Source organism: Bacillus sp. JJ1773, from assembly GCF_036962035.1.
In the GTDB taxonomy this organism is placed as follows: Bacteria; Bacillota; Bacilli; order Bacillales; family Cytobacillaceae; genus Cytobacillus.
This window is the reverse complement of the sequence record NZ_JBALNX010000033.1, coordinates 41,041-63,624: the sequence shown is the minus strand read 5'-3', so window position 1 is coordinate 63,624 and position 22,584 is coordinate 41,041. Positions and strand designations below refer to the sequence as shown.

Here is a 22,584-nt window from a genome sequence, read left to right as displayed (position 1 = left end):
GCTTAAAAAAATAAAAGGGACCGAGGCAAGTGGTTTTCCTTTACTAGAAAGAAGGTACTTATTTTGCTAGTCATATCAGAAAAACAACTGCGATCCATGTATACAATGAAGGACGCGATTCAGGACTTGGAACAAGCTTTACAACATTACATAGAAGGAAAAATTCTTAATCCGCACAGGACGGTTCTGGAATTCCCCGAAAAGAATGCATCGGCCCTCTATATGCCTAGTGCCATGGAGCCAATCGGAAAAACGGCTGTCAAGGTAGTCACTATTTTTCCAAACAATCCATCAGTAGGGAAGAAGACCACTCAGGGTGTCATTGTTTTAAGTGACACCGAGAATGGAGACCATCTTGCTTGCATGAATGCCTCTTATTTAACAAGGCTTCGTACGGGGGCGGTAAGTGGGATCGCAACGAAGTATCTAGCGAAGGAAACAGCATCAACGGTAGCAGTCATTGGCTGTGGCGGAATGGCAGAGGAGCAGCTTCAGGCTGTTCTGGAGGTTCGTGATATTAAGAAAATCATGCTTTATAATCGAACAAAAGAAAGAGCACATGCATTTGCTGATAAAATAGCGGATCTTAGCCCGGAGTATAAAGGCGAAATTACGATTATGGGTCATGCAGATGAAGCTGTTTCGAAAGCGGAAATCGTTATTTGCAGCACGCGCTCAGAAACTCCTGTTTTTTCAGGGGAGGCGCTGCAGCCTGGAACACATATTAATGGTGTTGGATCGTATCTCCCGCATATGCAAGAGGTAGACGTGCAAACTCTTCGTAAATGCTCAAAAATTGTTGCTGATACGATTGAAGGAGTAAAAGATGAGGCTGGTGACTTTATTATTCCTGCAAACAGAGGAGAATGGAGTTTTTCAGACCTTCATGGGGAAATTGGAGAGCTGGCAGTAGGGAGAATCGCTGGCAGGGAATCGGATGAAGAGATCACCTTTTTTAAATCAGTTGGGATTGCATATTTTGATTTGGCTGTTGCATCGGCCGCCTATGAAAAGGCTATTAAGCTCGGTGTAGGAAGCAAAGTAGAAATATAAGAAGGTAGTTTAAAAGGGTTCAAACAAAGAAAATCAATAGTGTTGATATGAGAAGGGGCATCCAGTAGTCGAAAAATCGACTTATTAGATGCCCCTTGCTTTTTTTCTTAATTTTAGCGGACAGACAATCCTTTATTTCTATAAAAATTGCAACTTTATCGAATGCATCGGACACAGGATCCGCTAATGAATGAAATCTATAAGAAAATTGCTTTCTTTTCACTCAGTAGCGGAACCCAAGTCCATTAACTTCTAAAAAGCAATCTTTTTAGATAAATAACGGAACCAGGGTCCCTTTTTTAACGAATTCCTTTCATGAAGCTCTGAATTTTTGGAGCTAACATAAAAAGGATGATCGAAAGCACGATGGAAGCCCCGCCGATAATGCCAAAGTACATAATTTCCGTTTCTGGTGAATAGAACTTAACGATTTGTGCATTAATCGCCCCTGCAGCTGCTGTTGATAAAAACCATAGACTCATTGTCTGTGCAGAGAAAGCAGCAGGTGCTAATTTCGTTGTAGCTGAAAGTCCTACAGGTGATAAGCATAGTTCGCCAAGAGAGACAATTAAATAACTTAGTGCAAGCCATATTGGACTAACTAGCGAATCTCCGCCACTCAAATACCCTGGCAATAGAATGACGATAAAGGATAATCCAGCTAATAATAAAGCGATTGAAAACTTTTGCGGAATGGTTGGCTGGCGCTTCCCTAACTTTATCCAAAGCCAAGCAAATACAGGTGCAAAGATGATAATAAATAATGCTGGCAGAGATTGGAACCAAGCAGGTGAAATATGAATGCCTGCAAAATCTAATTGTGTACGCTTATCTGCATAGTTTGCAAGAATAGTAGCCCCTTGATCATAAATAACCCAGAACATGACAGAAGCAATAAAAAGCGGGATATAGGCAATGACTCGAGAACGTTCCACATCTGTTGTTTTTTTACTGCGGTACATCACAATGAAATATGCGGTTGGAATTAAAATACCGAGAATCCCAATGACTGCAATAAATACATCAAAGGTTAAATACCCTGCTGGAATAGCAACTGCACAAATGGCAGCGATTACAATGACAAATAAAACAAAAATTGTAAATGCCTTTTTCTTCTCATCTTGAGATAGTGGATTTGGAACGATTGTTCCTGCAAGCCCGAGATTTTTTTTCTTAGTAAAAATAAAAACGAGTAATCCTAAGAACATCCCAATAGCAGCAAAACCGAATCCTAGATGGAAACTATACCCCATAGCACTACCCGTGATTAATGGGGCAAGGAATGCGCCAAGATTAATCCCCATATAGAAAATACTAAATCCAGAATCGCGCCGATCATCATCTTCGCTATACAAGTCACCGACAATACTCGAAACATTCGGTTTCAATAACCCTGTACCAAGAACAATCAACACCATAGAAATAAAGAACATCGTTGTATTTCCGGGTATAGCTAAAGCAATATGGCCAAGCATAATTAAGATCCCGCCGTAAAATACAGCTTTCGATGTGCCGATTAGCCTATCTGCCATCCAGCCGCCGATAATTCCCGACATATAAACGAGTGCACCGTAAATCGACATAATCGATAGCGCTAATGACTGATCTAATCCTAAACCGCCCTTTGACACTTCATAGTACATATAGAATACAAGAATAGCCCTCATACCGTAATAGGAGAAACGCTCCCAAAATTCAGTGAAGAATAATGTAAATAGTCCCTTTGGGTGGCCAAAAAAACCTTTTCTGGGAACGCTTTCAACAATTTGTTGCCTGCTAATATTTGACATAAGACGACCTCCTTATTATTCTATAATACTTTCGAAAGTTCGAAATTGTCAAAAGGGTATTTAGGGAAAAGAAGATACTCAGCCTCTAAACCTTGGTATAATTGGATTTCGATTACCAAATTTCTAAAATTTAGTTTTTTTGAAATAATAAATACATTATGTTTCCTTCGGATTGAAAAAACAAAAAAAGAAGCAAGGGTTCCTTGCTTCTTTTCATTAAATGACAAGCACTTCTAAAATTAACGAATCCCTTTCATGAAGCCCTGAATTTTCGGAGCTAAGATAAATAGGATGATGGAGAGTACGATGGATGCTCCGCCAATGATACCGAAGTAAGCCATTTCTGTTTCAGGTGTGTAAAATTTAACAATTTGTGCATTAATAGCTTGAGCAGCAGCGTTTGATAAGAACCATAAGCTCATCGTTTGCGCGGAGAAGGCTGCAGGCGCTAGTTTAGTCGTAGCAGATAGACCAACTGGTGATAAACATAATTCACCAAGGACGGCGATGAATATACTTAGGACAAGCCATAATGGATTAACCAATGTATCAGTACCGCCAAAGTACGCTGGTAAAAGAATTACAAGGAATGATATACCAGCGAAAAGTAAAGCTATCGAGAATTTTTGCGGGATAGATGGCTGGCGATTTCCTAGTTTCACCCAACCCCAAGCAAAAACTGGTGCCAAAACAATAATAAACAACGGGTTTAATGATTGGAACCAAGCTGGTGAAATCGTAATTCCTGCAAAGTTTAACTGTGTCCGAGTATCCGCATAAGCTGCAAGGATGGTAGAACCTTGCTCTGCAATGGCCCAGAACATGACGGAAGCAATGAAAAGTGGAATATAGGCAATGATTCTTGAGCGTTCTACATCAGTTGTTTTTTTACTGCGATACATGACAACGAAATAAGCAGTTGGAATCAAAATACCCAAAATTCCTACAAGTGCAATAAAGCTATCAAACGTTAGATACCCGGCTGGAATGGCAATTGCACAAATAATAGCAATAATAACGGCAACTAATCCAAATATCGTAATGGTCTTTTTCTTCTCAGCTGGTGAAAGTGGATTGTGTACAATGGTGCCAGCTAGACCAAGATTTTTTTTCTTTGTAAACATAAATACTAATAACCCTAAAAACATTCCGACAGCAGCTATACCGAAGCCTAAATGGAAGCTATAACCCATTGTACTTCCGACAATTAGTGGTGCAAGGAACCCTCCAAGGTTAATGCCCATGTAGAAAATACTGAAGCCGGAATCTCGGCGATTATCTTCTTCGCTATAAATTTCCCCAACAACACTTGAAACGTTTGGTTTCAATAAACCTGTACCAAGTACAATCAGTACCATGGAAATAAAGAAAAGTGTGATATTTCCAGGTATAGCTAAGGCTAAATGACCAAACATAATCAAAATCCCGCCATAGAAAACGGCTTTGGACGTTCCGAATACTCTGTCGGCTAACCAGCCGCCGATGATTCCCGACATATATACTAATGATCCGTATATGGACATAATGGCAAGGGCAGTAGGTTGGTCAATACCTAATCCACCTTTTGACACTTCATAGTACATATAGAAAACGAGAATGGCTCTCATTCCGTAATAAGAGAAACGCTCCCAGAATTCTGTGAAGAAAAGGGTAAACAATCCTTTAGGATGTCCGAAAAATCCCTTTTGCGGGACGCTCGCAACAATTTGTTGCTTATCTATTTTAGACATGTAAAAATCCTCCTTACTTTTTTCTATAATTTGCAATCTTGCAGAAAGCTATTCGTTTAAAAACGAGTAATATTATACTATAATACTTTTGATAGTTTTAAATTGTCAAAAACTATTTTTTAACAGGGGATGATGAAATCGCATTAATCGTTGGTAATATAAGCTTTAATGTAAAAAGGGTAATTAAAAATAAGTTTTTTTAAAATAATAAATTTATTATGATAAGGCGGAATATTCCACATGAAATTCTAGTGAAATTAAAAGTGGCCGTGATCTTTCTGCGTTATGTTATAATTTTCTGAAAAGGGGGAGAAGGGATGAAAAATAAGGTACTTCATGCAGTTCAAGATATTTATCCGGATGACTTTGCATGGTGCTATGGGTGTGGCCGCTTTAACGAGAATGGCCACCATTTTAGAACAGGCTGGTTAGGGGAAAAGACGGTAACGTTGTATACGCCTAAAGAAGAACATACCGCCATTCCGGGGTTTGTTTATGGAGGTTTAATCGCATCACTCATTGATTGTCATGGAACAGGATCTGCCGCGTTGGCTCTGCACCGTAAAAATGGGCATGAGATTGGGGATGGAGCGGAGCCGCCGCGATTTGTAACAGGCTCCTTAAAGGTTGACTTTCTTAAACCAACCCCTCAAGATGTCCCATTAAAAGCAATAGGCGCTGTAACCGAAATACATCCGAAAAAGTGGAAGGTTGATATCGAAGTGTTTGCCGAGGATGTGGTATGCGCCCGCGGCGAAGTCATCGCGGTTGTCATGCCTAGCACATTTGCCAAGACGGAATAAATAATTCAAGCAGGAGGGAAGACCTCCTGCTTGAATTATATCGAGTATGGCAAAAGGATTTTGACATGGGTCCCATTGGATGAACTCTCGATCATGATTTCTCCTTCATGCTCTGCAATAATGTTTTTGCAAATCATTAAACCTAGTCCCGTTCCTTTCTCCTTCGTTGTGAAGAAAGGCTCCCCGACTCGAGTAAGTAAATGTTCTGGGATCCCTGAACCTTCATCAGTGATCTGAATCATGATCCAGGCAGGGTGCTGCTGTCGAATATCAATATGTATGGCACCGCCTTTGGGCATGGCCTCAATTGCATTTTTAAGAAAATTAATAAACACTTGTTTTAGTTTGTTTTCATCACAATTAATAATGGGCAGGTTTTGCTCGATCGACTTGATGATTTGGATATTATTTAAATTTGTTTGGGTTTCTAATAAGGTGAGGACATGGTTTAATACAACCTCAATGTTTTTCTGGGCAAGTTTTGATTCTTGAGGCTTTGCTAGCCATAATAACTCATTTAGAATCGTTTCAATTCGATTAATCTCTGAGTTAATGACATCGAAGTATATTTTATTTTGTTTAAAGTCGCTTTCCATCATTTGAAAGAAGCCCTTTATGGCTGTTAAAGGATTCCTAACCTCATGGGCAATTCCGGCTGCTAACTGGCCGGCAATTGTCAGCTTTTCCGAATTAATCATCAATTCCTTTGTCTTTTCTCTTTCACTGACATCACGCATAATCATGTAGACAGCCGGAGTATTTTCAAATATTGTTGGGATCGTTTTTAATTCAATAGGAATGATCTTTCCATCCATGCGAATGAATTTCTTTTCAAATGGGCCAACAGAATGAATATGTAAATTGCGCTGTTTAAAACACTCATGGTCCTGATAAAAAATAAAGTCATAAATCGGTCTCCCGATAATATTTTCTTTATGCTGCAGCCCAAGCATCTCGATCCCTGTTACATTAATAAAAATACATTTTTCATCTTTTAAAATAATGACGCCATCCGGGGATTCCTCTACTAAGCGGTGATATCTGCCCTCGCTTTCACGCAGCTTTTCTTCCGCTAACTTTCGGGCAGTGATATCTTGAATCTGACTGATATAGAATAAGGGGATCCCGTCCTCATCTCTCACTAATGAGACACTCATTAACCCCCAAATATACCGTTGGTTCTTATGGATATAACGTCTTTCCATTTGATATGAATTCTTTTTCCCTTCGAAAAGAACTTGAACGATATGTTCATCTATTTCTGCATCCTCTGGAGGAATAATATCCATAATCGTTAATTGTAACAGCTCGTTTTCTACATAGCCCAAACTGTCACATAAAAACTGATTCGCCTTTACTATTTTTCCATCCAATGAGATGAGTGCCATTCCTATTCCTGCATGTTCAAAGGCATGGATGAATAATAACTGATTATCTAAAATAATTTTATTCATCATGAATACTCCTTAATAATGATTTACTCATTCTTAGTTACAGGATTTATGTAGTTAATTTAAAGGATTAGGAAAATGTACTGTTTAATAAAAACCCCTCGTGTTTTTAAAACTACCTTTAGGAAAATAGCCACTTAACAATATAATACCATTTTTAGAGAAAAATTGTAGGAATTGCCAGACGTCTTTTGCCCAAGGATAGTAGGTCGGTGATGTTCCGTAAGTTATGTAAAAATCATAAACCTAGATTTTTTCAATACAATAGGTAAGGGGATTTTTATATAAAAATATATGTCTGGTCATCTGGGAAATGATGTTAAAAGGAATTTATTTCATGCCTCTCTAAATCATAGCTTATATCAAAGAATAAAAGGTTAAGAAGGGGTTACAATATGCTATTATTTTGCTATTTGCCGGTTCAAATTTGTTATATAACTCTCTTGGATAAAATATGAACAGAGAGGATGCTGTTGAATGAAGATATGGTGGAAAGAAGCGGTAGTCTATCAAATCTATCCGCGAAGCTTCCAAGATTCGAATGGAGATGGAATTGGTGATCTTCAAGGAATCATTCAAAGGTTGGACTATATCCAGGAATTAGGCGTGGATGCCGTCTGGATTTGCCCGATGTTTAAATCGCCAAATGACGATAATGGCTATGATATTTCAGATTATCAGGATGTTATGGAAGACTTCGGAACAATGAAGAATTTCGATCAGCTTCTTGAAGAGGTACACAAACGGGGCATGAAGTTAATCATTGATCTTGTTCTAAATCATACAAGTGATGAGCATCCATGGTTTATTGAATCTAGGTTCTCAAAGGATCACCCAAAGAGAGATTGGTATATTTGGCGTGACGGGAAAAATGGGCGTGAGCCGAATAACTGGGAAAGTATTTTTGGCGATTCGGCATGGGAATATGATGAGAAGACAAAGCAATATTATCTCCACATTTTTTCAGTTAAGCAGCCGGATTTAAACTGGGAGAATGGGGAAGTTCGCAAAGCTTTGTATGAAATCGTTAATTGGTGGATTCAGAAAGGGATTGACGGCTTTCGGATCGATGCGATTAGCCATATTAAAAAGCGAGCGGGTTTACCTAATTTGCCTAATCCAAAGAAATTAAAGTATGTCTCGTCTTTCCCGATGCATTTGAACCAAAAGGGCATTCATCCGTTATTGAAGGAGTTTAAAGAAAGGACCTACGGAAATACAGATGTGATGACAGTTGGGGAAGCAAATGGAGTGACGGTGGAGGATGCAGGGCTTTGGGTTGGACAAAAGCAGGGCGTCATGGATATGATTTTTCAATTTGAGCATCTCGGTCTTTGGGACCCGGAAGATAAGGACACAGAGCTAGATATCATTGAATTGAAAAAGGTGCTGACTAAATGGCAAAAAGGCTTGGAGTCGAATGGATGGAATGCTTTATTTATTGAAAATCACGATAAACCTCGTGTCGTTTCAACCTGGGGGGATGACGGGAAATATTGGCGTGAGAGTGCGACAGCCTTTGGAGCAATGTATTTTTTCATGAAAGGGACACCGTTTATATATCAAGGGCAGGAAATCGGCATGACGAATGTTTGCTTCTCTTCCATTGATGATTATGATGATGTGGCAACGAAAAACCTCTATATAAAGAAACAAAGCGAAGGACTAAAGAATCAGGAAATCATGAAAATCATTTGGGCCTCCTCTCGTGATAATAGCCGAACACCTATGCAGTGGTCAGCGGAAGAACATGCTGGATTTAGCACCGTATCTCCATGGATGAAGGTAAATCCGAATAATAAAGAATTGAATGTGGAAACACAGCTTCGGGATGAAGGGTCGGTTCTTTCTTTTTATAGAAAAATGATTCAATTGAAGAAACAACATGAAGTATTTAGTTATGGTCAATATGATCTAATTTTGGAGGAGAATAAACAAATTTTTGCCTATACACGGACATTTAAGGGTGAAAAAGCTGTGGTTCTCACAAATTTGTCCGGTCGGCAGGCGAAGTTTCAGTTAAATGAATGGAGCCTAAGCTCAGACCAGCTTCTTTTAAATAATTATTCAGTGGAAAAACACAGCTTACAGTCCATGTTTTCTTTTAATCCTTATGAAGCTCGAGTATATAAATTTCATTCCGTTACGTGATAAAATAAAGGAAAAACCTCGTAAGGAGCACGATGATGGCACAAGGGAAAACGAATGCCATGCGCATTCTCGATTCGAAAAAAGTGAAATATGAATTAATCACCTATGACAATCAGGATGGAAAAATTGACGGTGTCTCAGTAGCGCAGAAAATCAATAGAGAGCCAAGAGAAGTTTATAAAACACTGGTAGCACATGGAACTAGCAAACAAATTTATGTGTTTATTATTCCGGTCGAGGCTGAGCTAGATTTAAAGAAAGCCGCCAAGGCAGCAGGAGAGAAGAAAATCGAAATGATTGCGGTCAAGGATATTCAGACGCTAACAGGCTATATCCGTGGCGGTTGCTCACCAGTTGGCATGAAAAAGCAATATCCAAGCTTTATTGATATTCAGGCATCAGAGCTTCAGTCCATCATTGTGAGCGGCGGGAAAATTGGCATTCAGATTGAAGTTAGAATGGAGGACCTGATTCAGGTCATACAAGCTCAGTTGAAGGATATTTGTAAAGATTGAACACATTTAATGGATTATTTACCACAGACTTGGAGCTGTGGTTTTTTTAAAGAGGTATTTAGGAATTTTTTTCCACTACTAAGTAGGCATTCACCCATCAATCCCCATTTGCATATGGTAAAGGTGAAAAACAATTCAGGCAAATGAACGGGAAAGGACGTGTAATTGTGGCTGGAAAAATTTTAAATTACTTTGGCGGCGGAAATACAGCACGTGGTTTTTACAGCTTGTTTGAGTCTAACCTGCAAGGACTTGAACGATTATTCATCTTAAAAGGCGGTCCTGGAACGGGAAAGTCCTCTCTTATGAAAGCCATGGGTTCGGAATGGGCAGAGAAGGGATATGATCTAGAGTATATCCATTGCTCATCGGACAATAATTCGATTGATGGTGTCATTATTCCCGCTTTGAAGGTGGGAATTGTCGATGGAACAGCCCCTCATGTCATTGAACCAAAGGCCCCAGGTGCCGTGGAGAAGTATGTCAACCTAGGTGAGGCCTGGGATTCGAAGGCTTTATCAGAGCAAAAAGAGGAAATTATGCAAATCAATGAGCGAGTCAGCGGTTCCTTTGAAATGGCTTATAGCAAATTGGCAGAAGCGCTCAAAATTCATGATAAATGGGAAAATGTTTATATAGAGAATATGGATTTTGCGAAAGCGGATCAGCTTACAAATAAGCTATTGAAGGAATTCTTTGGGAATATGCAATTAAATAAGGCTTCCAATGTTAAGCATCGCTTCCTCGGTGCAGCAACACCGATAGGGGCGGTTGATTTTGTCCAAAACCTGACAGAGGGCATTCCTAAACGATATTTTGTTAAAGGCCGTGCGGGCACAGGAAAGTCTACGATGCTAAAAAAATTAGCTAAAGTTGCAGAAGAACGAGGATTCGATCTAGAAATTTATCATTGCGGATTTGACCCGCACAGTCTTGATATGCTGATCTTTCGCGAGCTGGGTCTGGCGATCTTCGACAGCACCAGTCCACACGAATACTTTCCGGACCGGGCGGGAGATGCAATTATTGATACGTATGAAATCATCGTCTCTCCAGGTACGGATGAAATTTTTGCTGAGCAAATCAAAGAAATTAGCCAGCAATATAAGGCGAAAATGAAAGAGGCCATTTCTTATTTAGCTCAGGCAAAAGCACAGCGTGAGGAATTAGAAAAAATTTATATTGGGGCCATGGATTTTAAAATGGTTGACCGGATGCGGAATGATATCAGGGCTGAAATTCTGCAAATGTCTGAAAGAAATTAATAGATGCAAGGTTAATAGTTTATTTGATTTTTTATATTTTTTCATTAAAGACACGGCCCACACACAAGTGAACGAACCTTCCAAAAGATTCTTATAAACAGTCAAACACCCAAAGTAGGCGTTTTGCATACATTAGAAGGAATGTAAAATGAGAGGAGATACAAAATTTATGGATTACAGCTACTATCCCTATTCATTTCCCTTGAATGTAGAGCAGAATGCTATTTATGACAGAATATTTCCGGGCGGGGGATTTGGACCCCCAGGAGGTTTCCAGCCGGGCCAACCAGGATTCCCACCGGGTCAGCAACCAGGATTTCCTCCAGGCCAGCCAGGATTCTCGCCAGGTCAGCCAACAGGTGGCGGACAGCAAGGGGGCCCTCCATCATCACCGCCGCCAGCCTTCACACCGCAAATGCAGCAAGCAACTACCTTTGCAGTGGATCCAGGAGCAATTAGAAGATGTTTATTCCGTTTTACTTATATGTGGCTTCATAATGGCCGGAGCTTCTGGTTCTATCCAGTCTTTGTCGGAAGGGATTCAGTTGCCGGCTGGCGTTGGAGACGCAATCGCTGGGTATACTTCGGAACAGACCTGCGCAGCGTCCGCTCCTTCCAATGCTTCTAAAATCGGTGCCAGGTACCTTCTGCGGGCAGTTAATTAATACTGTGCGCATGGAGAGGATAGTTAAGCAGCTATAAAGACGGACCTTCGCTGGTCCGTCTTTTCAATTAGAAAATAATATGCACTGCTAGAACGATCATTTGGACGGATTGATATATCGGTGAACAGTTTGTCCCAATGGTTGAAAGATGGTTAGCTCCTAAATTGGAATAAGAAAAAGGGCAGCCCTATATAAGTAAGGCCATCCCATTCTTTATTACTCCGAGTATTCAAGCTGCTGTTCAGCAAGCTCCCGGTATAGAGGGTGGGATTGCAGCAATTCCGCATGTGTTCCGGTGCCTGTGATCGTTCCAGCATCCATAACGGCAATTTGATCAGCATCGATAATCGTTGATAAACGATGGGCAATAACTAAAGTAGTTCGGTTGGCCATCAGGTTCTTAAGGGCATTCTGGACGAAGTGCTCGGATGTACTATCTAAATTAGAAGTTGCTTCGTCAAGGAGAAAGATTTTCGGATTTCGAATGATGGCTCTGGCAATGGCAATCCTTTGTCTTTGACCACCGGAAAGCTTAATCCCTCTTTCTCCTACCTCCGTTTCATAGCCGTCTGGCAGCTGATTAATAAATTCTGCTGCGTGGGCAAGCTCAGCGGCTTCCTTCAGTTCTTGATCAGAAACTCCCTTCTCTAATCCATAAACAATATTGTCTTTAATCGTGCCAGACATAAGCGGGCTTTCCTGTGAGACATAGCTAATCTGGCTTCTCCAGGAAAGAAGGTTGAATTCATTAATATTTGTGTCAACGAGCAGAATTTCCCCGCTATTAGGCTCATAAAAGCGCTCAAGCAAGGCAAAAAGGGTAGTCTTTCCACCTCCGCTCGGTCCAACAATAGCAGTTGTTTTTCCAGCGGGTATGGTTAAATGAATATTCTTGAGGATAGGATTTTCATTATAAGAGAAAGATAGATTTGAAAAATATATATCTTGGGCCGGGTCTTTTACAATTAAATTCTGTTCAGACGGTTCTTTCTCAAGAGCAAGAATTCCCTGTATACGCTCAGTAGCCCCAATTGCTTTCTGAAAAGCTGTAAAAAATGAGGCCATTTGGGTAAACGGCACGACAATTTGGAACATGTAAATAATAATAGCAACGAGGGATCCTGCTGATAATTCTCCTGATGCAACTCTAACTCCTCCGTAGCCAATTAGGATGACAAGGACAAGCATCATAATAAAGGTCATAAAAGGTGAGATAATAGCTTGTATCTTTGCCTCCCTAAGGCCAAATTGGAAAAGGTGCTTAATCCCTTTTTCCCCGCGGATCTTTTCAGCGTTTTCCGCATGGTAGGACTTAACGAGACGAATATCAGTAAGAACACGTCCAAGATTTGCGGAAAAGTCGGCCATTTCATCTTGGGTAGCTTTAGAAATTTTATACATTTTTTGACCTAAAGGCATAATGAGCCCGATGGAAAGCGGGACAGAAATAATCATGATCAATGTCATTTTCCAATCGATCATTAGAAGGATAGCGATTGCCCCGATAATCGAAATGAGCCCAGTTAAAAAGGTGATTAAATGCTGGGTAATTAAATTTTTTACTATATTCGTATCCTGTGTAACCCGGCTCATCGTATCTCCCGATTGATGTTTATCGAAAAAGGGGATGGGGAGAAGTAAAATTTGCTCCCATAGCCGCTTGCGAATGGAAGCGACAATCGCCTCCCCGATGTAGGTCATAAAATAAAATGAAAATCCGGAAGAAATCGTCTGGACAATAAAGGCCGCTGCCAGAAAAATGATTAAAGATGTTTCCAGCGCCGATGCTGCCAGCTGGTCAACGAGTGACTTTGTAAAAAGGGGAACGATTAGACCGGCCCCTGTTTCGATTAGGCTTAGGACAATTGCTACGATGAAAATCAACTTCGGAGGCTTTGCTTCTTTTAATAACTGCGAAAAGGATCTCCAATTTGTGGTAACTTGGCTATTACTCTTTCCCCGAACTTTCATTGAATTCAAACCCCATTTCCTTTAAATATATTTCCAGCGCTTTTGTAAGCCACTTTTCCTCCTCGGCTGAAAAAGGGGAGTGAAACAGGACGGGATCATCCTCTATTTCGACCCCGCTATCAAGAAGGTCTTGAACGAGATTATGGTCGTCCCCTGTGAGTTCTTTCACTAATTCCATATAATCTCCTATTAGCCCTTGAACTTGTTCGCTTGCAGGATCTAGTCCATATAGCTCCTTTAGTTCGGAAAAAACAACAAGTGTTTTCTGATTCATTTCAAGCTGCTTTTCCTCAGGAATACTATACATTTTCTCAACCTTCTCTTCCTGGATAATTTCTTTCATCCATTCCTTGTGCTCGTTTTCCATTTGAATATTTTTAATTAGGGAAATAAAAATGGAAGAATCGACCTCTTCATTTTTGTCCATCATATGCAGGGCATGATCGAGTGCCCGAATAACGTTTTCGAGCTGCTGTTTCTTTTGCAGCATTTCACTTTTTTGAAAGGTTAGAGAGTCTTTTAAACTCCAATCCTGCAAATGAATAAACTCACTGATCTTCTCAAGGGAATAGCCTAAATATTTGAGTGAAACGATTTTTTGCAGTTTAATTAAATCCTCGTCAGAATAAAATCTCCTGCCAGATTCGGTTATTAGGGTGGGCTTTAACAAGCTAATTTCATCATAGTAATGCAGAGTCCTTACTGTCGAACCTGTTTTTTTGGCAAATTGACCGATTGAATAGTTAGCAGACATGTGGTTGATTCCCCCTCCAATAATTTCTATCTCTATCATAAAACCTAACGTTACGTAAGAAGCAAGTATAAACTTTTATAAAGTGGGGTTGTGCTGTTTTCTTTCTGAATGAATAAGCTACAATATTAGTAAAAAGAACTTGAGGTAAATAAAAATGATCCAATTATTAGTTGAACTTTTTGAACAGAACAGGGATCCGGAGAAAGCCGGCCCAATGGAAGCCTATATGAAAAACCATTTTCTTTTTCTCGGGATTAAGTCGCCTGATCGGAAAGGATTAGTTAGGCAATTTTTTCAGGAAAGTGGGCTGCTAAAGCAAGACTTTCAGCCAGAATTTGTCTTAGCTTTATGGGAGAAAGAAGAACGAGAATATCAATATGCTGCTATGGATTATTTAGAGAGATGTTTGAAACAGCTGGACAAGCAGCATCTCTCATTGATAGAGCAATTAATTACAACAAAGCCATGGTGGGATACGGTTGATTTGCTCGCATCAAAAGCCGTGGGGGCAATAGCTGAAAAGCATCCGGAGGTAATTGCTGAAACTATTGAGGGCTGGGCTTATGGGGATCACCTCTGGCTGCGAAGAACCGCTATTCTTTTTCAGCTAAAATATAAAAATCAAACAGATGAAAAGCTCTTATATCGCTACATCGAGCATAATAAAGACAGTAAGGAGTTTTTTATTCAAAAAGCGATTGGCTGGGCTTTAAGGGAGTACTCAAAAACGAATCCGGAATCTGTAAAGGCATTTATCGAATCGACTACGCTTGCTAGCTTAAGTGTTAGGGAAGGAAGTAAATATATTTAAGGACTGAAAAAGCGTTTAGGCATTCGGTAAAAGCCGAAACTGGGTAATGAAAAGCATTGTGTTCGAAGGGAGGATTGAAATGATTCGTATCGTATCGATAATATTTCTAGCATGTATGATCATGATCGGATGTTCCAATGAAGAGAAGAAGGATGTTGAGGACCAGGAAGCGAGTATTCCAGTAACAGCACCTCAAGTTGTGGCAGATGAGCTGCAAATTCCGTGGTCGATTTCTCAGATTGGCAATAGCTTTTATTTATCGGAAAGGCCTGGGGCCATTGTGAAGGTGGAAGAGGGGAGTTCGGAGCGGCAAAAGGTTGTATTCGAAAAACCGCTTGCTACGGCTGCAGAAGCAGGACTTTTAGGACTCGTGCTTTCACCAGACTTTTTACAAACAAATGAGGCCTTTGCCTATTACACCTACACGGATCAGAGTGGTCAGTTTAACCGAATTGTCGTGCTCCAGCTTAAGAACAATGTTTGGCAGGAAAAGCGCCTGCTCTTAGATAAAATACCGAGCGGACAATTTCATCACGGTGGCAGGCTGAAAATCGGGCCGGATGGCAAACTGTATGCGACAACAGGGGATGCCGCAACGAATCCGGAAATCGCTCAGGATCTCGGCTCCTTAGGTGGAAAAATCTTAAGAATGAATTTGGACGGCTCTATCCCAAATGATAACCCATTTCCGAATTCCTACGTATATAGCTATGGACATCGCAATCCTCAAGGTCTTGCTTGGACTGCAGATGGTGCACTTTATGAAAGTGAGCATGGACCTTCAGCCAATGATGAAATTAATTTAATACAGGCCGGAAAAAATTACGGATGGCCACTCATCAAAGGGACAGAGAAAAGAGCGGGTATGGAGTCACCGTTATTTACCTCTGGGGCCAACCATACATGGGCGCCCTCGGGCATGGCGTTTGCTAACGGAAACCTTTATGTTTCGGCATTAAGAGGAAATGCTGTAATAGAATTTAATCTGCAAACGGGAGAGCAGCGCGAAATCATTACAGGTCTTGGGCGAATACGGGATGTGATCATCAAGGACAATACCCTCTATTTTATTAGCAATAATACGGATGGCCGCGGAAATCCGCTAGAGAGGGATGATAAATTATATCGAATCCCGTTGTCATCTCAATAAAAAAAAGGTTGGGGCCTGAGGCCCAACCTTTTATTGCATTTTTTGATTATAATACTTGACCGAATACAAGGCTCCCTCATCGACCATTTTATTGTCCTCAATATCTTGTGGGTGAGGGTTTCCCGCCTTCTCAATCGGGAGAATTTTACTTTTATCTAATGGAGATGGTTTGATTTTTCGCTTCCAGTCTCTTAGTACATTTCCGGCTTTTAATCTATTGGGTTTAGAAGATAACCATATCGCAGCAGCTGATACACCAGCTCCTGCCGCCATTACGGATGTCATACGTAAGGCTTGTCTCATAGTAACTCCTCCTCTTAAAATTTTGGATTTGATCCTGCTTCATTTCACCTCCTGTTATTTATCATATGTATACCCTTCAGCTTTTCTATCAAAACATGAAATCTAGTAATCTCTCTTTTCATTCTCGTTACAAAAATATTAAATACGAAAATAATAGTTTTAGATTTCATATACGGTGGTACACATTAAGCAAGGTTGCAGTGAGCAACCGAAAAGGCAGGCTCTTACGTCAAACTAAAGGGAGGTAAGAAAATGAATAATCGTTTTATTACTGAAATTTTGACAATGGGAATGTCTAACTATCTGTTAGGCAGTGTGGTTGATCAAGAATCTCCCCCTGCGCGAAGAATGATGAAAAGAATGTTGAGCAGGAGAAAAAAGAACCAATTCTATCTGCACGATCTTCCGATGTAAAGGTTATTTGGGGAAATTCGAGGCTGCTTAATAAATTTTAATGGAGGGAATTCGATGAATACAAAATTAATCGTTCGAGAATGTAATGATGTGGTTCAAGTCTTAAATGAGGTTAAAGCATTTGAATTCAGTGGAGTCCAGCCAGATGATATGTATGTGTTGGCTCATGAAAAGAGTCGGACGGATGAAATAGCAAGGCAATTAGGTATTAATACGATTGGTATAAAGGAAGAAGGTGTGGGGACAGCTGTAAAGAATTTGTTTGAAGGCAAAGGGGAAACTCTCCGTAATAAAATACAAGAGATGGGGCTTTCCAAGGAGGAAGCAGATGTGTACGAAATGAAACTGGACCGTGGAAAAATCCTGTTGTTTGTTCAGGAGGACCAACGTACGATTGGCAGTGTGCTTTTTAATAGTTAACGTTTACTAGGCATATAGCAGAAGTTTGCCAAATTGAGTTATAAATGAAAAGAGAATTGTCCTTTTCTGTTTATCATATCAGAGAGGACAATTCTCTTTTTTATAGATTGACATGTTAGTTTGTCCACTGACAGCGGACATTGACTAGCCCCAAATTTTAATTTGGTGCTAGCCCGCGCATGAGAAATTGAATGGTTAGTTCAATTTCCTCTTCATCGTTCCATTGGGAATCTGGAAATAGGATGTATCTGCTGAAAAGGTAGCCAATAATGGTAGTAACGGTTAACCGAATAACCTGCTGGGGCAGGATCTCAATAATTTGGCCCTTTTCCTGATAGTATTCTGTTACTTTTATATAGCGGTCAAAGACCTTCTTGGCAATATGCTCGAAAAATTGCTCCTTCAGCTCAGGGTGAAAAGGGATTTCCTGGATTACTATTTTTAAGAGAGGCAGGTTTTTCTTTAAAAAGATCACGCGATTTTCTATCATCGCTCTAAGAAAATCTTCAAACCTCTCATATTTCGTATCCAACACCTTATTCAAGTCCTTAATGACAAATGGGGCCAGCAATTTGGCCATAGTAGGAGCGACAATGCCTAATAACAAATCTTTTTTTGTTTTATAGTGCCTGAAAATCGTACCTTCAGCGACTCCCGCTTTTTTAGCAATTTCACTCGTTGAGGTAGCGGCATAGCCTTTTTCAGAAAATGATTCGATGGCGGCGATGATAATTCTTTTCTGCTTATCTGTTAACTCTTCTTCATTGTCGAAAAGCTGGGTAATCAATAAATCCTGTTCAGCTATGATGAACAACTCCTTTTTACACTCATCCTGATCATTTCATTATAAATGAAGTTCAGATGAGGAAGGAAATAAACAACAGATTGTTCAAATCCTTCGGTATTTTCTTAGTGCAGCAACATTAAGTATCATAAATAGCAAGGAAAATCCAGCCAACATTAGTAAGTCCTGATAAATCATATCCAAGCCAAAGCCTCTGATCATGACATTTCGCAGCGCCTCATTCGCATAATAAAGAGGGGTCAAAGGACCAATCCAGCTGAGCCACTTCGAAATGGTGTCAGGGTTAAATAAACCGGAAAAGAACAGCTGCGGAACAATCACGAGCGGGATAAATTGAATCATTTGCAGCTCATTATTGGCAAAGGATGATAATAAAGTTCCCAATGTTAAGGCTGTTAGGGAAACGAGTAAGGTGATGATCAGGACGTAGATGAAGATGCCCTCCATCAACATGCCTAGTACATAGATGGAATACCATGCAATAACGGCGGCCTGGATCATTGTAAATATTCCAAAACCGATCACATATCCCATGACAATTTCCCATTTTCTCAAAGGACTTGATAATAACCTTTCCAGCGTTCCTGTCGTTCTTTCGCGCAAAAAGGAGACACCGGCTATAAGGAATACGAAGAAGAAGACGAAATATCCTAAGAGAATCGGACCGTAGTAATCAAATTGCCCCATATCACTAGAACCATATAAATAATGCACCTCTGCCGCCTTTTGTGGCCCTCCTTGCTGTAAAGGCTTTAGTGCATCCTGCAGCCATTTTAATACAGAGCCGTTTGCACCTGGATCACTTCCTTCAAGGAATACAGCAGGCTGCTGATTCTCAAACAGGATATATCCATCTAATTTTTTATCTGCTAAATCCTTCTCAGCTTTTTGAATAGAGTCATATTGCGTAACATCAGCATGATCTAAATCTAGCTGATCTGCTATTTGCTCAGGTACATCTACTAAACCAATTTTCGGCTCATAATCAGTTCCATTAAAAACTAAATAGAGCATGGAAAGGACAAGAATGGGAGCAAAGATTAATAGAGCCATTGTCCGTTTATCACGGATGATTTGGCGTAGAATTCGAATAACTAATGCGGAAATTCTCATCCTTCAGCACCTCCATACACAAGGAAAGCTTCTTCGATATTATGGGAATTTGTTTTTTCCTTCAATTCTTCAGGGGTGCCAACAGCAATGAGCTTCCCATCTCGGATCATGCCGAGCCGGTCACATTTCTCTGCTTCATCCATCACATGGGTTGTAACAATAATCGTTGTGCCCGCATCCTTCAGCTTATAAAAAGCTTCCCAAATGCTCTTTCTTAAGACAGGATCAATACCGACTGTCGGTTCGTCAAGAATAAGCAGCTTCGGCTCGTGTAAAAGGGAAATTGCCAGCGAGAGGCGGCGTTTCATTCCGCCAGAATAGGCAGAAACTAGCTTATTTACATGTTCAGAAAGGGAGACGGTTTCCATGACCTCACGCATCCGTTCCTTTCGCTTTCCCCCTTTTAAACCGTAGAGGGCTGCGAAGAATTCAAGATTTTCCTTTGCGGAAAGCTCTCCATATAGAGCATCCGACTGGGCCATATACCCAATTTTTTCAATGAGCTTGAGATTAGGCATTTTCTTTTGAAAAATGAAGTTTTCACCATCCGTTGGGAGATCAAGTCCGACCAGCTGTTTAACTAATGTCGTTTTTCCGGCGCCAGAAGGGCCAAGAAGGCCAAAAATCTCTCCCGAAGCGATCTCTAAGCTGATGTTTTTCAGTACTTCGTGTTTACCAAAAGCTTTAGACACATGGCGAATTGAAACAATATTATTTTCCACTGTCGACACCTCTCTTTTTAAAGTGAGTAATCACTCATTATTAGTGTATGAAAAATACCGGAATTTGTAAAGTGAGTAATCACTCATTTTTTACTAATCTTAATTAAATATTGAATATGCATATCAGAGTGTGAAATTAATCACACTCTGCAAGAAGCAATCTCGATAGAATGTTAAGTAGAGTAACATGGAGGAGGTGTTTCGGTATGAGCAGTTCAGTGCGTCAGTCTGATATTGAACATTTTTTAGAAAAAATTGAGATATTTAAAGATCTCCCAAAAGAATCCTACCAGCTGCTTCATAAAAGAATTAGTAAAAAACCTTATAAAAAAGGGGAAAAAGTTATTTCCGAATATGATAAAGCAGAAGGAATATTCTTTGTTCATTCAGGCATTGTCAAATTAACAAAGCAGGACGATCAAGGGAATGAGATGATCACTTGTATAAAGAAGAAGGGAGAGGTCTTCGCTGAGGCATGCTTATTTAATGAGGAGGGAACTTGCTATCCAGCAACCGCGACCATGATTCAGGACGGAGAAGTGTATTTTTTGAAAACGGAAGACTTGGAGCAAGAGTTTCTGGTTTCCCCGGAGTTGGCGGTTCAGATGATTCGCTATATGAGTGTGCAGCTGCGTGATTTTACTTCGATTCTACGGGATGTTGCTTTACTGGATGTGTATATGAAAACGGTGCGGGCATTAGAACGTTTGGCTGAAAAGTTTGGTGCCAATCATTGTAACCGAATGCATATTGAGCTTCCGATAACCGTACAAGAATTCTCAACCTTAGTTGGAACAACGAGAGAAAGTGTCAGCCGGGTTTTTTCTAAGCTAAAAAAGGATGGACTTCTCGAAATTAGCGGGAAAAACATTATAATTACGGATTGGTGCCGCTTTTGCTCCCTTTTTCATCATAAACTCTAATAGTTAATTTAAATAGAGTTATGTATAATAAAGGTATTTAAAAGGGTACAGAGGTGCTTTATCTATGGCAGATTTCCGTTCTAGTGTAATTATTCATAAACCGGTTTCAGAAGTATTTCATTACATGGCCAGTATGGAGAATGTTCCTGAACTCATGCCCAATGTAGTGAAAATGGAAAAACTCACAGAAGGACTGATTGGCAAAGGAACAAAGTTTAAGGAAAGCCGGTCCGTCCGAGGGAATACCGTGAATGCAGAAATTGAGTTTATTGAATATAAACAGGATCAAGCCTTCACAACGAGGAGCAATTCCAATGGCTTGATTACCGAGTACGCCTATGCCTTTCATGAGATTGAGGAAGGAACCCAGGTGGAGCTTGATGCCTTTGTGAAGACGAGCGGACTTAGGATGAAATTAACAAAGAGATTAATTGTCAATATGATCAAAAAGGAAGACGGATTTCAGCTTGAGTATTTGAAGGAAATGCTTGAAGGCAAAAAAAGTGAGTAATTAGCAAAAAAAGCAGTTTTTCTCAGTGATGCGAGAAAAACTGCTTTTTGCATGAAAGGCCCTAGAACGAGTAGGTCCAAAAACGCTCGTTATGAAATCTGGCTACATACTCGGGATCTTGGTTCTCCAGGTTTATCGCCATCTGGCTCACGACCAGCTGGGTTTGCGATACATGTGCTTTAATGGTAGCGAGCTTTTTATCAACAAAAGCAGATACATCATTAACGACATCAGCCTGGCCGATTTCCTCTTCACAATTATGGGAAAAGGCCACACAATGAACCTTTGGACGTTTTTCAGCGGGCATTTCTCTAACTGCCCGAATAACGGCTGCCCCTGTAGCATCATGGTCTGGATGCACGGCATAGCCTGGATAGAATGTGATGATTAAGGAAGGGTTCACATCTTTAATAATGGAGGCCATATGGGCAGCGACAACTTCCTCATTTTCAAATTCGATTGTTTTATCTCGATAGCCAAGCATTCTTAAATCCGTGATCCCTAGAATATTCGCAGCATCCTGTAATTCTTTTTTCCGAATGTGGGGCAAGGATTCTCTTGTGGCAAAAGGAGGATTTCCCATATTTCGGCCCATTTCGCCCAAGGTCAGGCAGGCATAAGTGACAGGCGTACCGCTATCGATATGGAAGGAAATCGTTCCGGATACACCAAATGCCTCATCATCTGGATGGGGGAATACGACTAGAACATGTCTTTCTTTTTCCATTGTGTTGTCTCCTTTCTATCTGTTTTTGCATATTTAAAAATGAATGTTTAACTTAAAAAGGTGATTCGCCAATTTGCAGCGCCACTGCGAGCTTGCCTTCAAAGTCATGCCCAGCTAAAAGGAGACGCCCCTTTTCATCGATTTCAAAATGGGTAATCCCTTCAGCGTACACCCAGCCAAAGCTCATTTTGAGCCCAACTCGATAAGGTCCTTTTCCAACTATTTTTCCATGCTCATATTGCAGGAAAGCATTTCGAATATAGGCCCCCGAAGAGAAAAAAGACTTATCAAAATGGGAAGCATAGGCCCCGTTCGTTGTTTCCAAATGAATATATACATCTTTCTTAGCAAAGCGGTCTATTTCCTTTTGCACTTGCTCAGGTTTAACAGCTTCCATAATGGGCCTCCTTTCCAATTTATATTTATAAACTTACGTTTTGGTGAATATGAAAGGTTCATGGGTTTTAATTTTCACCCATTTATTTTACTAAAAATAAACAGTAAAAGCGAAAATGACGCTTGTGTGATGAGAAAAAG

Annotated in this window: 23 protein-coding genes; 12 read left to right on the top strand and 11 right to left on the bottom strand. The window is 40.3% G+C overall.

Annotation, left to right across the window (positions count from 1 at the left end; genetic code table 11):
* Positions 1–63: 63 nt before the first annotated feature.
* On the top strand, positions 64–1,053 hold the full coding sequence (locus V7127_RS08915) for an ornithine cyclodeaminase family protein (protein ID WP_335485004.1): 990 nt from the start codon (positions 64–66) through the stop codon (positions 1,051–1,053).
* A gap of 299 nt (positions 1,054–1,352) precedes the next feature.
* On the opposite strand, the gene V7127_RS08910 is transcribed toward V7127_RS08915, so the two are convergent.
* Positions 1,353–2,843, bottom strand: coding sequence for a peptide MFS transporter (locus V7127_RS08910; protein WP_335485000.1), 1,491 nt, complete (start codon positions 2,841–2,843; stop codon positions 1,353–1,355).
* 239 nt (positions 2,844–3,082) lie between these two features.
* A complete protein-coding gene (locus tag V7127_RS08905; protein ID WP_335484997.1) occupies positions 3,083–4,573 on the bottom strand; it encodes a peptide MFS transporter in 1,491 nt (496 codons plus the stop codon).
* 317 nt (positions 4,574–4,890) lie between these two features.
* On the opposite strand from V7127_RS08905, the gene V7127_RS08900 reads away from it, so the two are divergent.
* Positions 4,891–5,376, top strand: coding sequence for a PaaI family thioesterase (locus V7127_RS08900; RefSeq protein WP_335484995.1), 486 nt, complete (start codon positions 4,891–4,893; stop codon positions 5,374–5,376).
* Positions 5,377–5,411: 35 nt separating this feature from the next.
* Here the strand turns inward: V7127_RS08900 and V7127_RS08895 are convergent, their stop codons facing one another.
* On the bottom strand, positions 5,412–6,830 hold the full coding sequence (locus V7127_RS08895; RefSeq protein ID WP_335484992.1) for a PAS domain S-box protein: 1,419 nt from the start codon (positions 6,828–6,830) through the stop codon (positions 5,412–5,414).
* A gap of 474 nt (positions 6,831–7,304) precedes the next feature.
* On the opposite strand from V7127_RS08895, the gene V7127_RS08890 reads away from it, so the two are divergent.
* From V7127_RS08890 to V7127_RS08875, 4 genes are all read left to right on the top strand, one after another.
* Positions 7,305–8,978: a glycoside hydrolase family 13 protein gene (locus V7127_RS08890; RefSeq protein WP_335484989.1), complete on the top strand. Its 1,674-nt coding sequence runs from the start codon at positions 7,305–7,307 to the stop codon at positions 8,976–8,978.
* A gap of 35 nt (positions 8,979–9,013) precedes the next feature.
* Positions 9,014–9,493 (top strand): Cys-tRNA(Pro) deacylase, encoded by a 480-nt coding sequence (gene ybaK / locus V7127_RS08885; protein WP_335484986.1) that lies wholly within the window; start codon positions 9,014–9,016, stop codon positions 9,491–9,493.
* Between the two features lie 167 nt (positions 9,494–9,660).
* Positions 9,661–10,758, top strand: a complete 1,098-nt coding sequence (locus V7127_RS08880) for a PRK06851 family protein (RefSeq protein WP_335353806.1) — start codon at positions 9,661–9,663, stop codon at positions 10,756–10,758.
* Between the two features lie 148 nt (positions 10,759–10,906).
* A complete protein-coding gene (locus tag V7127_RS08875; protein WP_335353805.1) occupies positions 10,907–11,386 on the top strand; it encodes a hypothetical protein in 480 nt (159 codons plus the stop codon).
* Positions 11,387–11,639: 253 nt separating this feature from the next.
* Here the strand turns inward: V7127_RS08875 and V7127_RS08870 are convergent, their stop codons facing one another.
* Positions 11,640–13,394 carry an ABC transporter ATP-binding protein gene (locus V7127_RS08870; RefSeq protein WP_335484983.1) on the bottom strand — a complete coding sequence of 585 codons (1,755 nt, stop codon included), beginning with the start codon at positions 13,392–13,394 and terminating at the stop codon, positions 11,640–11,642.
* A complete protein-coding gene (locus tag V7127_RS08865; protein ID WP_335484980.1) occupies positions 13,372–14,148 on the bottom strand; it encodes a MerR family transcriptional regulator in 777 nt (258 codons plus the stop codon). The genes V7127_RS08870 and V7127_RS08865 overlap by 23 nt, the downstream gene beginning before the upstream one ends.
* A 154-nt stretch (positions 14,149–14,302) precedes the next feature.
* Here V7127_RS08865 and V7127_RS08860 point away from each other — a divergent pair, with 154 nt between their 5' ends.
* Both V7127_RS08860 and V7127_RS08855 read left to right on the top strand, forming a co-directional pair.
* Entirely contained in the window at positions 14,303–14,959 is a 657-nt protein-coding gene (locus V7127_RS08860; protein ID WP_335484977.1) for a DNA alkylation repair protein, read from the top strand.
* A gap of 79 nt (positions 14,960–15,038) precedes the next feature.
* Positions 15,039–16,109: a PQQ-dependent sugar dehydrogenase gene (locus V7127_RS08855; protein WP_335344719.1), complete on the top strand. Its 1,071-nt coding sequence runs from the start codon at positions 15,039–15,041 to the stop codon at positions 16,107–16,109.
* Between the two features lie 30 nt (positions 16,110–16,139).
* Here the strand turns inward: V7127_RS08855 and V7127_RS08850 are convergent, their stop codons facing one another.
* Positions 16,140–16,412: a hypothetical protein gene (locus V7127_RS08850; protein ID WP_335344718.1), complete on the bottom strand. Its 273-nt coding sequence runs from the start codon at positions 16,410–16,412 to the stop codon at positions 16,140–16,142.
* Positions 16,413–16,664: 252 nt separating this feature from the next.
* Between V7127_RS08850 and V7127_RS08845 the strand changes: the two genes are divergently transcribed.
* On the top strand, positions 16,665–16,826 hold the full coding sequence (locus tag V7127_RS08845; protein ID WP_335484974.1) for a hypothetical protein: 162 nt from the start codon (positions 16,665–16,667) through the stop codon (positions 16,824–16,826).
* 54 nt (positions 16,827–16,880) lie between these two features.
* On the top strand, positions 16,881–17,246 hold the full coding sequence (locus V7127_RS08840; protein ID WP_335344716.1) for a general stress protein: 366 nt from the start codon (positions 16,881–16,883) through the stop codon (positions 17,244–17,246).
* A gap of 157 nt (positions 17,247–17,403) precedes the next feature.
* Here the strand turns inward: V7127_RS08840 and V7127_RS08835 are convergent, their stop codons facing one another.
* The 3 genes from V7127_RS08835 to V7127_RS08825 all read right to left on the bottom strand — a co-directional run bounded on the left by V7127_RS08835 (position 17,404) and on the right by V7127_RS08825 (position 19,886).
* Complete coding sequence (locus tag V7127_RS08835; RefSeq protein WP_335353810.1) at positions 17,404–18,051, bottom strand: TetR/AcrR family transcriptional regulator; 648 nt, start codon at positions 18,049–18,051, stop codon at positions 17,404–17,406.
* An 84-nt stretch (positions 18,052–18,135) separates the two neighbouring features.
* Complete coding sequence (locus tag V7127_RS08830; RefSeq protein ID WP_335344715.1) at positions 18,136–19,164, bottom strand: ABC transporter permease; 1,029 nt, start codon at positions 19,162–19,164, stop codon at positions 18,136–18,138.
* Positions 19,161–19,886: an ABC transporter ATP-binding protein gene (locus V7127_RS08825; RefSeq protein ID WP_335344714.1), complete on the bottom strand. Its 726-nt coding sequence runs from the start codon at positions 19,884–19,886 to the stop codon at positions 19,161–19,163. The genes V7127_RS08830 and V7127_RS08825 overlap by 4 nt, the downstream gene beginning before the upstream one ends.
* A gap of 206 nt (positions 19,887–20,092) precedes the next feature.
* Between V7127_RS08825 and V7127_RS08820 the strand changes: the two genes are divergently transcribed.
* Both V7127_RS08820 and V7127_RS08815 read left to right on the top strand, forming a co-directional pair.
* A complete protein-coding gene (locus V7127_RS08820) occupies positions 20,093–20,809 on the top strand; it encodes a Crp/Fnr family transcriptional regulator (protein WP_335344713.1) in 717 nt (238 codons plus the stop codon).
* A 64-nt stretch (positions 20,810–20,873) separates the two neighbouring features.
* Positions 20,874–21,320: an SRPBCC family protein gene (locus V7127_RS08815; protein WP_335484971.1), complete on the top strand. Its 447-nt coding sequence runs from the start codon at positions 20,874–20,876 to the stop codon at positions 21,318–21,320.
* A gap of 61 nt (positions 21,321–21,381) precedes the next feature.
* Here the strand turns inward: V7127_RS08815 and bshB2 are convergent, their stop codons facing one another.
* Both bshB2 and V7127_RS08805 read right to left on the bottom strand, forming a co-directional pair.
* Positions 21,382–22,047, bottom strand: a complete 666-nt coding sequence (bshB2, locus tag V7127_RS08810; RefSeq protein ID WP_335344711.1) for a bacillithiol biosynthesis deacetylase BshB2 — start codon at positions 22,045–22,047, stop codon at positions 21,382–21,384.
* Positions 22,048–22,099: 52 nt separating this feature from the next.
* The gene (locus V7127_RS08805) at positions 22,100–22,444 is read right to left on the bottom strand and encodes a YojF family protein (protein ID WP_335344710.1); all 345 of its coding nucleotides are present in this window, start codon (positions 22,442–22,444) and stop codon (positions 22,100–22,102) included.
* Positions 22,445–22,584 lie beyond the last annotated feature (140 nt).